Raw genomic sequence first — 12,324 nt, 5'->3', positions numbered from 1 at the left:
CCCGCCAGCGGGTCAGCCCTCCCGGTCCGGACCGTGCTCGGCCGTGTCCGGGCGGTGACCGGGCAGCGCGGAGCCGGCCGTGGCCTCGTGGTGCAGGCGCAGGAACTCGAAATGCCTCTCGTACTGGTCGAGCATGTCGCCGATGAGCTGCTCCTCGGTGTACCCCATCACGTCGTAGCCCTGGTTGCCCTCGGCGAGCCGCACCTCGAACCTCAGATAGGTGTCGTGGGTGGAGACCGACCGGGTCGCGAACTGGGGAGTGAGCGTCTCCAGCGGTTCCAGTCCGTAGACGAACCCCTCCTTGCCGCCGATCCGGACCCGCAGCTCCAGCCGGGGGACGCCGGTCGCCTCGTCGGTCTCCTCGGTGACGGTCGTCCGCGCACCCTGGGTCCGCAGTTCTTCGGCCACCTTCTCGAACGCCGGGCGGCACACCTCGTCCATGAACCGTGCGGCTGACCGCGGGCCGGGGAACGCCATCGCCCGTGCGATCCGTTGCCGCCAGGTCCGCTCGGCGAGGGGTCCGCGGTGCGTCCGTCCCGACAGCGACCCGGGCAGCGTGGCGATCAGCGCGTCGTCACGCATCCGTTCGAGGCGGAGGGCCTTGTACAGGCCGGCCATGATGAGGAACATCACGAACGAGAACGGCAGGCCCATGACGATGGTCGCGCTGGTGAGCGCCTCCACGCCGCCGACGAGGAGCATGGCCAGGGTCAGCAGCCCCGTGGCGCCCGCCCAGAAGATCCGCAGCCAAGGAGCCGAGTCGCTCACCGCGGTGGGCAGGTGAGAGCAGAGATTGCCCATCACCAGCGCGCCGGAGTCCGCCGAGGTGACGTAGAGCAGCAGCCCCACGACGGTGGCCAGCCCGGCGCTGAACGCCGCCCCCGGGTACTGCGCGAGCAGCCCGTAGAAGCCCTGTTCGGGGAACTCCATGGCCGTCTCGCCGAACCGGACGTTCCCGCCGCGGATCACCTGCAGCGCGCTGTTGCCGAAGACGGAGAGGAAGGTCAGTGTGAACACGAACGGGATGACCAGGGTCGCCAGCACGAACTGGCGGAGCGAGCGACCGCGGGAGATCCTCGCCAGGAACAGCCCGACGAAGGGCGCCCACGCGACCCACCAGGCCCAGAAGAAGAGCGTCCAGGCGTTGAGCCAGTCCTTCGGCGGGTCGTAGCCGAAGGTGTTCAGGGTCATCGAGGGGAAGCGGCTGACGTAGTCGCCGATGTTGAGGATGAGCTGGTTGAGCAGCGGGACGGGGCCGGTGACGATCAGCATGTAGAGCAGCAGCACGAGGGCGAGCACGACGTTGAGCTCGGAGAGCCGCCGGATGCCGCGGTCGACTCCGGCCGCCGCGGACACCGTGGCCATGATCACCGCGACGACGATCAGCCCGATCTGCGCGGCAAGGCCTTCGGGCACGTCGAAGAGGAAGCTGAGGCCGAAGTTCAGCTGCACCACACCGATTCCGAGCGACACCGAGATGCCGAACACCGTGCCGATGATGGCCGCGAGGTCCACGGCGTCACCGATCCGGCCGTGGATGCGCCGGCCGATGATGGGATAGAGCGCCGAACGGATGGCGAGGGGCAGACGGTAGCGGAAGGCGAAGTACCCCAGCGCCATGCCCATCAGTGCGTACATCGCCCAGCCGGTGATGCCGTAGTGGAAGAGCGTCCACACCACGGCCTGACGGGCCGCCTCCACGGTCTGCCCCCTGCCCTCCGGCGGCGCGAGGTAGTGGCTGACGGGCCCCGAGACGGCGAAGAACATCAGGTCGATCCCGATGCCGGCCGCGAAGAGCATGGCTCCCCAGGCGAACAGACCGAAGTCGGGCGTGGAGTGCTTCGGCCCCAGTTTGATGTTTCCGTAGCGGGAGGCGCCGATGAACACCACGAAGGCCAGGTACAGGGTGGCGGCGAGGAAGTAGTACCAGCCGAAACCGGTGGAGATCCAGTCCACCACGACACCGATGACGTGCTGGGCGCCCCTCGGGGTGACGATCGCCCAGATCGAGATCGCGAGGATCAGTCCGGAGGAGCCGAAGAAGACGACCGGCTTCATCCTGGTCTCTCCCGGCGCGGCGTCCGCCGACGCCGTCCCCTCCTCGTCGGCGCCGTCGCCGCCGTTTCCCTTGGTCGCCACCGTCCCGTCCTTCCTGTTCCACAGGACCGCCGCCCCCGCGCAGCCGGGCGATCGCACGGATGCGGCAGGTCACACTGTGGTCCAGGCTCCCTTCCTCCGTCCCACCCACCCGGCACCGACACGGTTCCGATCCGCATCGGTTGTCCCCGGGCCGTTGGGCGCCCGGACTAGCGTGGTCCGCCCGGGCGTACCACCAGCCCCGGGTTGTAGGCGGCCAGGATCTTGTTGGACCGGGCCAGCGCGGCCAGGGCGTGCTCGCGGTCCGCCTGGTCCTCGGCGCAGAGGGGCCCCCGGAACCGCATGGCCTCGCGCGCCGCGCACTCGGCGTCGATCTCCGCCTGCAGCACACCGAGCGGCATGCAGGATCCGATCAGGGCGGCCACACCGTCGGGAATCGGGACGGGGACGAGGTTGGACGCGGTCACGTGGAGTCCTTTGTTGATGTTGCTCCGGGGTCGCCGGGCATGGGTGGTGTTCTCCTCTATACGTACCTGATGCGCTTCACGGTTCGTCAGCCGGGACGTCTCTGTGCGGAAACCGTTCGGTCGCGACCGTCGATTTGTCCTTACTCGGGAGTAAGTTGCCCCGGTCGGAGCCCATCCTCGAACTCCGCGCCGTCGCGCGGGGGTTCACCGGAGGAGCACGGGATGCCGACACCGTCGCTCGAGGTCGGACGGTACGCGGTCGCGGGCGCGTACGCCGAGGAGGTCGAGGCGCCGTACCGCTGACCGGGGCCCGCCTCCCGGTGGGGCGCGGACCCTGCGCCTCCGGAACTCGAGGTCCCCGGTTCACCCCGACGGCGGCGCCGACAGGACCTCCGAGAGGTCGTAGCGCACCGGCTCGTCCAGTTGCGAGTACGTGCAGCTCTCCGGAGTGCGGTCCGGCCGCCACCGGCGGAACTGAGCCGTGTGGCGGAAGCGGTCCCCCTCCATGTGGTCGTACGCGACCTCCACCACCCGCTCGGGCCGCAGTGCCACCCACGACAGGTCCTTCTTGCCCGACCAGCGGCTCGGCGCACCGGGCAGCCGGGCCGACTCGTGCGCCTCCTCCTGCGCCCAGCGCGCCCAGGGGTGCTCCGACACGTCCGCCAGGCGCAGCGGCTCCAGCTCCGCCACCAGCTCCTCGCGGCGCTTCATGGAGAACGCGGCGCAGACGCCCACGTGCTGCAGGGAGCCCCCGGCGTCGTGCAGGCCGAGCAGCAGCGAGCCGACGACCGGTCCGCTCTTGTGGAAGCGGTAGCCGGCGACGACCACGTCCGCGGTCCGCTCGTGCTTGACCTTGTACATCAGTCGGGCGTCGGGCCGGTACGGAAGATCCAGCGGCTTGGCGATCACCCCGTCGAGACCGGCCCCCTCGTACTGCTCGAACCACCGCTCCGCGACGGCGGTGTCCGTCGTCGCGGGCGCGATGTGCACCGGTTCGCGCGCCCCCGCCAGCGCCTCCACGAGCCGCGCGCGCCGCTCCGCCAGCGGGGTGTCGAGCAGCGCGTCGTCGCCGAGGGCCAGGAGGTCGAAGGCCACGAAGCTGGCCGGGGTGCGCTCGGCGAGCATCCGCACCCGGGAGTCCGCCGGATGGATGCGCTCGGTGAGCCGGTCGAAGTCCAGCCGTCCCCCGTGGGCGATCACGATCTCGCCGTCGACGACGCAGCGCTCCGGCAGATTGCCGCGCAGGGCCGTGACCAACTCGGGGAAGTAGCGGGTCAGCGGCTTCCCGGTGCGGCTGCCGATCACCACCTCGTCGCCGTCCCGGTGGACGATCGCACGGAATCCGTCCCACTTCGCCTCGTACTGCATCCCGGGCGGGATCTTCGCCACGGACTTGGCGAGCATCGGTTTCACGGGGGGCATGACCGGCAGATCCATAGAGTGATTGTCCGGTATGCACGGATTCCTGGCACGGCCTACGCTGACGGTCATGGCCGGAGCGGTGGAAGTGGAAGTGGGCGGGCGGATCGTCCGTGTGTCCAATCCGGACAAGGTGTACTTCCCCGAACGCGGCTACACCAAGATGGACATGGTCCAGTACTACCTCGCCGTCGGCGACGGCATCACCCGTGCGCTTCGGGACCGGCCCACCACCCTGGAGCGCTACCCCGACGGGGTGACCGGCGAGTCGTTCTTCCAGAAGCGCGCCCCGAAGTACCTCCCCGACTGGATCCCCACCGCCCACATCACGTTCCCCAGCGGCCGGTCGGCCGACGAGATGTGCCCGACCGAACCCGCCGCCGTGGCCTGGGCCGCCAACCTCGGCGCCGTCACCTTCCACCCGTGGCCGGTCCGTCGCGAGGACACCGACCACCCCGACGAACTGCGCATCGACCTCGACCCGCAGCCCGGCACCGACTACGCCGACGCCGTCCGCGCCGCCCACGAGCTGCGGGACGTCCTGGACTCGGCCGGGCTGCGCGGCTGGCCCAAGACGTCCGGCGGACGCGGACTCCATGTGTTCGTCCCCATCGAACCGCGCTGGACGTTCACCCAGGTCCGGCGCGCCGCCATCGCTTGCGGGAGGCAGCTGGAACGCAGGATGCCGGACCACGTCACCATCAGGTGGTGGAAGGAGGAGCGCGGCGCACGGATCTTCGTCGACTACAACCAGACCGCCCGCGATCGCACCATCGCCTCCGCGTACTCCGTGCGGCCCCGCCCCCACGCCCCGGTCTCCGCGCCGCTGCGCTGGGAGGAGATCGACGACGCCGTCCCCGAGGACTTCGACATCGTGACGATGCGGACGCGCTACGCCGATGCCGGTGACGTCCACGCCGACATGGACGACCGCCGCTTCGGCCTGGAGGCGCTGCTGGAGCTGGCCCGCCGCGACGAGGCGGAGCACGGGCTGGGCGATCTGCCGTACCCGCCGGAGTACCCGAAGATGCCCGGCGAGCCGAAGCGGGTGCAGCCGAGCCGCGCGAAGAAGGACGCCCCGGCCGGCCCCGCCGCGAAGCGGGCCGGGCGCGCGCCCGCGAAGACGCGGGACGGCGCCGGGGAGGGGACGCAGGGAGGGACGGGGGAGAAGGACCAGGGCGGCGGCTGAACCGGCCGCCGCCCCGGTGCGTCGCACACGCCGGTGCCCCACCGTCCGGTGGGCGGTGGGGCAACCGGGTCCGTGCGGCCGCGTCGGCTACAGCTCCTTCACCCGGATGTTGCGGTAGGAGATCACATCGGTGGTGCCGTGCACCTGGAGACCGATGTAGCCCTGTGCGTACCGGCGCCCGTCCGTGCCCGGGTCGTCGCCGCGCGGCGGGACGAACTCCTGGCCGCCGCCGTTCTCGAACTCGTTGATCAGGACACCGTTGCGGTGGACCGAGTAGTGCTGCCCCTCCACCCGGATCTCGTAGTCGTTCCAGGTGCCCTTGGGGGTGACCCCGGCCCCGCCGAGACCGACGCGGTCGAAGCCGTAGACGGAACCGGTCTTGTACATGTCGCCGTCGGGCCGGTCCAGGACCTGCACCTCATGGCCGTACTTGATGGCCACCCACTCCGGCCGCGGCTCCTCCGGGTTGCCGTGCACATACGGGAAGCGCACGAACACACCGCTGTTGGCGTTGCCGGTCCCCGGAGCGTCGTCCCGCCACTGGAGCTTCAGCGAGAAGTCGCCGTACTGCCGCTGCGGGAACCACAGCATGCCCAGGCCACCCCTGGTGGTGCCGCTGGTCATGGACCCGTCGGCGTTGAGGCCGAACGAACCGCCGCCCACGTGCTGCCACTTGGCGAACGACGAGGCCGTGCCGTCGAACAGGTCGCGGTAGCCGCTGGTCTGTCCCGGCTGGCCGATGCCGGACTGCCTGGCCGCCTTGTAGATCGTTTTGTGCTCGCGCAGGTCGATCACGCCGTCGGCCAGCAACCGGTCCAGCACCTCGTCGACGTGCTTGAGGAACAGGGCGTGGGAGCTCCAGTCCTTCTCGTCCTCGATCAGCTCGTTGACCGTGCAGCGGGAGCGGGTGACCCGGTTCGGCACCCCCGTGTCGACGGTGCCGACGATCACGGTCAGCCGCTCGTCGTACTCCGGGCAGTTCGGGGCGGGGACGCCACCGCTCTCCGCGACCGTGAAGGACTTCTCCCCCGCCTCGGAGGTGTTGCCGGCCTTGTCGGTCGCCCGGTACCGCACGGTGTGGAACCCGATCCGGTCGACGATCACGGGCGCGGTGTAGGCCAGGTACGGGCCCGCGTCCAGCGAGTACTCGATGCGCTCCACCCCCGAGTCCGTGTCCGCCGCCGTCACCGTCACCGTGGCGCTGGTGATGTACGCACCGTCCGAGTTCCTGCTGCCGGTCACCGTCGCCGCGGTCGTCGGCGGCGTCCTGTCCTGCGTCGGCGGGGCGACGACGGTGAAGTCGACGGTCTTCTCGGTGGCGGTGTTGCCGGCCTTGTCGGTGGCGCGGTAGCGGACCTTGTGGGTGCCGGTCTCGTGGACCATGACGGGTGCGGTGTAGGGCTGCCAGGCCCCGTCCGCGCCCAGCGCGTACTCGACGGTGCCGACCCCGGAACCGGTGTCGGAGGCGGTCACGGTGACCGTCGCCATGCCCAGGTACTCGCCCTGCTCGTTCTTCTCGCCGCTGACCGTCGCCGAGGTCTCCGGCGGGGTCATGTCGTCCGTCGGCGGGGCGACGACGGTGAAGTCGACGGTCTTCTCGGTGGCGGTGTTGCCGGCCTTGTCGGTGGCGCGGTAGCGGACCTTGTGGGTGCCGGTCTCGTGGACCATGACGGGTGCGGTGTAGGGCTGCCAGGCCCCGTCCGCGCCCAGCGCGTACTCGACGGTGTCGACGCCGGAACCGGCGTCGGTCGCCGCCACGGTCACCGTGGCATGGCCGATGTAGGCGCCGTCGGCGTTCTTCTCGCCCTCGACCTTCGCGGAGGTCTCGGGCGCCGTCGTGTCCTCACCGCCCGGGTCGGTCACCGTGAGGACGCCCTGCATCTGGCCGTGGCCGGGGATCGTGCAGTGGAAGCGGTACCGGCCCGGTGACAGCGTGACCTCGGCCGAGTGCTTCCCGCCCTGGTCGTCGTTGGGGTTCGCCAGGATGTTCAGCGGCACGTCGTCGTTGTACTCGGGGTCCGAGACGTCGAAGGACAGTGTGTGCGGCATGCCGGTGGTGTTTCCGGTCGCCCGGCTGTTCTCGAAGACGATGGTCGTCGCGCCCGCCACCGCGGTCGTCGGGAACGACAGATAGCGGTCGATCGGGTCCCCCGCCGTCCAGGTGAGCGTCTGGGCCGCGGCCGTGTCCGCCTCCCGTTCGCCGGCCCGCCCGTAGGCGACGGTCGAGGTCAGCCCGAGCACCGTCACCAGCGCGCCCAGCAGCGCCGTCCACAGCCGGAGCTGTCCCTGCCGGAATGGTCTCACCGGTGCGCCGCCTTCCTCGCGAGCTGATCGGCGGCCGGGGTCGGCCCGCCGCCCTTGTACGTCACGCGCCACAGCGCGGACCGGGAATCGGAGGTGAAGAAGCCGCGACCGTAGTCGAGGACGTACAGCGACCCGTCCGGGGCGAACTTCCAGTCCATCAGGTTGCGGATGCCGTCCGTGCCGACCGGGACGATCTTCTTCAGGGACTCGGCGTGCACGGGCAGTCCCCCCTTGCCGACGGTCTTCGGGTCGGTCAGGACCGCGTGCCGCGGCTGGTCGCCGTCGTAGAAGTCGCCCACGAACCACTTGCCGTCCCAGTACGCGGGCCAGCGCACGGCAGGGTCGCTCTTCGCGTCGTCGAACCGGTACACCGGGCCGTTCATGGTCGCCTGACCGCCGCCCTTCAGCCACGGCAGCAGCAGCTTCTGCTCCTCCGGCTTGTAGCTGGGCACTCCGGCGGCGTCGCGCGGGTAGTCCGGCGCGCCGCCCTGCGGCGAGTACCAGATCGTGTTCGGCGTCACCGGCGGCAGGTTCACCAGGCCGTCGTTGTTGGGCGACTCGTTCTTCGGCCCGGCGCAGTCGTACCAGCCGAGCGGCCGGCTCGGGTCGGGCAGATTGCGGTCCCGGTAGGGCTGGTTGTTGCCCATGCAGAACGGCCAGCCGTGGTTGCCCGCCCTGGTGATCGCGGCGAACGTGTCGTACTTGGCCGGGCCCCACGTCGTCGACGGCGAACCGGCGTCCGGGCCGACCCAGCCCGCGTACAGGATGTCGGTCGTCCTGTCGACGAAGATCCGCGCCGGATTGCGTACACCCATCACATAGATCTCGCCACGGGTCTTGCCGCCGCCCTCGTCCGGCTCCTCACCGGTGAAGAGGTTGCCCTCGGGGAGGGTGTACGTCCCGTCGTCCTCGGGGTGGATCCGCAGGATCTTGCCGTTGAGGTTGTTGGTGTTGCCCGCGGTGCGCCGTGCGTCCGCGAAGGACACGCCCTTGAAGTTCGGCTGCGGGTTGTTGCCCGAGTAACCCGAGCTGAAGCCGGACGAGTTGTTGTCGCCGGTGGCGATGTAGAGGTTGCCCTCGGAGTCGAAGGCCATCCCACCGCCCGCGTGGCAGCAGCTGTGGATCTGCACCGGCCACTTCAGCAGCACCTTCTCGCTCGCCGTGTCCAGTTTGTTGGTGGCGAGGTCGAGGGTGAAGCGGGAGACGTACCGCTCCGCCATGTGCGTGTCGCGGTTGATCCGCGAGTGCGGTGTGTAGTGGAGGTACACCCAGCCGTTGGTCCGGAACCCCGGGTCGAGCTCGATGCCGAGAAGCCCCTCCTCGTTCTTGGTGAGCTCGTCACCGCCGCCCTTGTTGCCGAAGACCGTGAGCGCGCCCGCGAGGGTCACCTTCCCCGTCTTCGGGTCGTAGACGTGGATCTCGCCCTTGCCCTTGCCGATGTCCGGGTTGTCCCAGTCGGTCACGACCGGCCGGGACGAGTCGGCGCCGCCGCGCCCGATGTACAGGATCCGCCCGTCGGGTGCCGCGACCAGGCCGTGGGGCTCGCCGATCTGGTCGTTCCGGCCGGGCTGGTTGGGTCGGGTGACCCGCTGGGCCGTGTAGTTGGCGGTGATGGTGGCCTTGCAGTCCGCCTGCGAGGTGCGGGAGGCCCAGGCCAGCGCGCCGCGCAGATGGTCCCGGAAGTCCGTCTCGGCGAACGAGTCGGCCGTCCCGCCCATGGCGGTGTAGAAGGAGCGGCCGCCGTCGTAGTCCCGGCACCAGGACACGGGGTGGTCCCAGCCGTTGGCGCCCTGGCCCGGCTGGTACGTGTTCTCCTTGACCCGGGCCACGGTGTGGACCGAACCGGAGGGGTTCACCGACCAGTTGAGCCACTTGTCGGGGCGCTTCCAGTTCAGTGGGAGGCTCTTGGTCGCCGGGTGGAGCCGGTCGCCGACCTCGACGACGGCGCGCTGGACGGCGGCCGGCGAGGTGGTGGGCCGGGCACCCACGAGACCCGTGAACCAGTCCGAGTACGGCTCGGTGCGAGCGGCGTCGTGGATGCCGACGAAACCGCCGCCCGCCTCCATGTACGCCTCCAGGCCCGCCTCCTGCTCGGGGTCGAGCACGTCCCCGCCGCCGGTCAGGAACACCACGGCGTTGTACCGGCCGAGCCTTCTGGCGTCGGTGAAGACGGACGCGTCGTCGGTGGCCTCGGTGCGGAACCTGCCCACAGCCGGGCCCGTCAGCCCGATCTGCTCGACGGCCGCGATCCCGGCGTCGACGGTCGGTGGCTCCTGGCCGGCCGAGGCATGGAAGACGAGCACCCGTACGTTCGCGCCGCCCGGTGGCGAAGGCGGGGACAACGTTGTCGCCCCGGACAGCGGAGGATCCGGCGCGGGTTTCGCCGTCGCGGTGGTCCCGCCCAGCAGCGAGGCGGCCATCGCCCCGGCCAGCAGTGCCGCCGCCGTCCCGCGACGCGTTCTCGACCGGTGATGTGGTGCGTGGTGCATGTGGTCACCCACCCCTCATTGGTCACAGCAACAGCCGTGAAAGTAGACCTCTTTCGGTGTGCCGCCAATAGGCACGGCCACGATCCGACGAACTTTGTCCTTGGTGTGGAGAAACGAGGATCAGCCGACTACCGTGTGCCCGGCCCGACCCGATTTTCCTTACGGCACTGGGGAGTTCACATGGACCGACGGAGCTTCAACCGGCGCCTGCTGGCGGGTGGCGCGGTCGCGGCAACCGGTGTGACATCGTTGTCCATTGCCGCGGCTCCCGCCGCGACCTCCGCGGAAGGAGCACCGAGGACCGCCCCGGCCGGCGGCCAGGTACGCCATCTCAAGCTGTATGCCGAGAAACTGGCGGACGGTCGGATGGGGTACGGCCTGGAGAAGGGCGGGGCGACCGTCCCCGGCCCGATGATCGAGCTCGTCGAGGGGGACACCCTGCACATCGAGTTCGAGAACACCATGGACGTGCCGGCCGGCCTCCATGTCCACGGCGTGGACTACGACATCGCCAGCGACGGCACCCGGGCGAGCAGGAGCCACGTCGAACCGGGTGCCACCCGCACCTACACCTGGCGCACCCACGCCCCGGGCAGACGCAAGGACGGCACCTGGCGAGCGGGCAGCGCGGGGTACTGGCACTACCACGACCATGTGGTGGGCACGGACCACGGCACCGGCGGTATCCGCAAGGGGCTTTACGGGCCGGTCGTGGTGCGCAGGAAGGGCGACCTGCTGCCGGACAAGCAGTTCACGATCGTCTTCAACGACATGACGATCAACAACAGGCCGGGACACCAGAGTCCGGACTTCCGGGCGACCGTGGGCGACCGGGTGGAGATCGTGATGATCACGCACGGCGAGTACTACCACACCTTCCATATGCACGGACATCGCTGGGCGGACAACAGGACCGGTCTGCTGACCGGACCCGACGACCCGTCCCGGATCGTCGACAACAAGATCACCGGACCCGCGGACTCCTTCGGCTTCCAGATCATCGCGGGTGAGGGCGTGGGCGCGGGCGCGTGGATGTACCACTGCCATGTGCAGAGCCACTCGGACATGGGGATGGCGGGACTGTTCCTGGTGGCCAAGCCGGACGGCACGATCCCCGGGCACGATCCGCACCACCCGGCGGCCCCGGCGTCACCAGGCGGGAGGAACGGGGCGAAAGGTGCTTCCGATTGGGGCACGTCGGGCGCGTCGGTGGAGCACGCGCACTGAACGCCCGAGTGCGCCGGCTGTGCGTCCGCCGGTCCGGTAAGTCCGCGGCGCCATGGACCGGTCCACCGTACGGTCCCGCAACGTCCTTGTGCGGAGGCGGGGTTCGTGCGCAGGGGGAGTGAGGGCACGCGAACGCAGCGAAGCGGGACCGGGCTTCCAGCCGAGCGGACTCGGAGTGGTACGTGTTGGCCGGCAACCGGCTACGCACGGCACGGGTTCGCAGGAACGGGCTCGGAGCGGAACGGGTTCGTAAGCAACGGCGTCGTACGGAGGGCGGGGCGGACGTCAGGAACGACGGCGGGCCCCGAGGTCGGCCCGCGCGGGGAATGCGGACGAGGCTCCCGCGCGGGTGTCGCGGACCCGCGCGGCCGGCGGGTCGCGCGGGTGCCGCGCACTCACCGGGGTCGGCGGGCCCTGACGGGCCCGGCCACGGGCTCTGGCGGGCGGCGAGGAGCCTTCCGTCCGGCTGCCCGGCACCCATCGCGGATCGCTCAGCGGCCGTAGCTCGCTCGGCACATGGCCACGAGGGACTGGTCCGCCACGCCGTCCGAGGCACGGCACAGGTCGCCCATGTCGTAGTGCGTCCGCACCCGGGGCGGTCGTACGCCCGTGTGCATCCTGTGCTTGTGCGGCGAACGGGCCTCCTCCGCGCGGGCCTTGCCGCCCTGCCGGCCGTGCGCCGGCTTCTCCGGTACCGCCGCACGACGCTCCCGCCCCCGCGGCGCGTCCGCCCCGCCCGGCTCGCGTGCCTCGTCCCGCCTTCCGTCGCCCCCGGCCCGGCCGTCCGCGGGCCGGGGCCGCGGCGGCTTCTCCGGTCCGGTGGAGGCGAGTTCGGCATGGGCCGGCGCCTGCTCGGCCGGGCGTTCCGGGGACAGGGACGCGGGCGAGGGGGCTCCGGCCGGCGCGGGGCCGGGCGCCGGGGGCGGCGGCGTCCCGGGCACGGAGACGCAGGCGGTCGCGGCGAGGAGTACGGCGAGGGTGAGGGGCCTGATGCGCGGGTGCATCCGTCCACCCTGCCGCAGCGCACTGCCGCTGCGCGGCGGCCACACGGCGGGACCACCGGCACGAGTGATCGCACGGGACGGAGGGCGACGCCGCAGGGACGACTCCGGGACAGAACGCCCGAGCGCTC

At 70.9% G+C, this 12,324-nt stretch carries 8 protein-coding genes; 2 read left to right on the top strand and 6 right to left on the bottom strand.

The genetic code is table 11. The annotated features are described in order from the left end of the window. Window positions 1-12: 12 nt before the first annotated feature. The 3 genes from betT to O7595_RS04150 all read right to left on the bottom strand — a co-directional run bounded on the left by betT (window position 13) and on the right by O7595_RS04150 (window position 4,001). Window positions 13-2,139, bottom strand: coding sequence for a choline BCCT transporter BetT (gene betT, locus O7595_RS04160; protein WP_269727363.1), 2,127 nt, complete (start codon window positions 2,137-2,139; stop codon window positions 13-15). Window positions 2,140-2,306: 167 nt separating this feature from the next. Then, complete coding sequence (locus O7595_RS04155; protein WP_269727362.1) at window positions 2,307-2,564, bottom strand: hypothetical protein; 258 nt, start codon at window positions 2,562-2,564, stop codon at window positions 2,307-2,309. A 363-nt stretch (window positions 2,565-2,927) separates the two neighbouring features. Continuing rightward, entirely contained in the window at window positions 2,928-4,001 is a 1,074-nt protein-coding gene (locus O7595_RS04150) for an ATP-dependent DNA ligase (protein WP_269727361.1), read from the bottom strand. Between the two features lie 52 nt (window positions 4,002-4,053). On the opposite strand from O7595_RS04150, the gene ligD reads away from it, so the two are divergent. Continuing rightward, complete coding sequence (ligD, locus tag O7595_RS04145) at window positions 4,054-5,172, top strand: non-homologous end-joining DNA ligase (RefSeq protein ID WP_269727360.1); 1,119 nt, start codon at window positions 4,054-4,056, stop codon at window positions 5,170-5,172. Window positions 5,173-5,259: 87 nt separating this feature from the next. Here the strand turns inward: ligD and O7595_RS04140 are convergent, their stop codons facing one another. Next, window positions 5,260-7,476, bottom strand: coding sequence for an OmpL47-type beta-barrel domain-containing protein (locus O7595_RS04140; protein WP_269727358.1), 2,217 nt, complete (start codon window positions 7,474-7,476; stop codon window positions 5,260-5,262). Further along, the gene (locus O7595_RS04135) at window positions 7,473-9,965 is read right to left on the bottom strand and encodes a ThuA domain-containing protein (protein ID WP_269727357.1); all 2,493 of its coding nucleotides are present in this window, start codon (window positions 9,963-9,965) and stop codon (window positions 7,473-7,475) included. Before O7595_RS04135 ends, O7595_RS04140 begins: the two co-directional genes overlap by 4 nt. A 180-nt stretch (window positions 9,966-10,145) precedes the next feature. On the opposite strand from O7595_RS04135, the gene O7595_RS04130 reads away from it, so the two are divergent. Then, on the top strand, window positions 10,146-11,192 hold the full coding sequence (locus tag O7595_RS04130; protein ID WP_269727356.1) for a multicopper oxidase domain-containing protein: 1,047 nt from the start codon (window positions 10,146-10,148) through the stop codon (window positions 11,190-11,192). A gap of 491 nt (window positions 11,193-11,683) precedes the next feature. Here the strand turns inward: O7595_RS04130 and O7595_RS04125 are convergent, their stop codons facing one another. Further along, entirely contained in the window at window positions 11,684-12,196 is a 513-nt protein-coding gene (locus tag O7595_RS04125) for a hypothetical protein (RefSeq protein WP_269727355.1), read from the bottom strand. Window positions 12,197-12,324: the final 128 nt, after the last annotated feature.

This window comes from Streptomyces sp. WMMC940 (assembly GCF_027460265.1).
Lineage (GTDB): Bacteria > Actinomycetota > Actinomycetes > Streptomycetales > Streptomycetaceae > Streptomyces.
The sequence above is the reverse complement of the archived record's forward strand: the minus strand, read 5'-3'. Positions and strand labels throughout refer to the sequence as shown.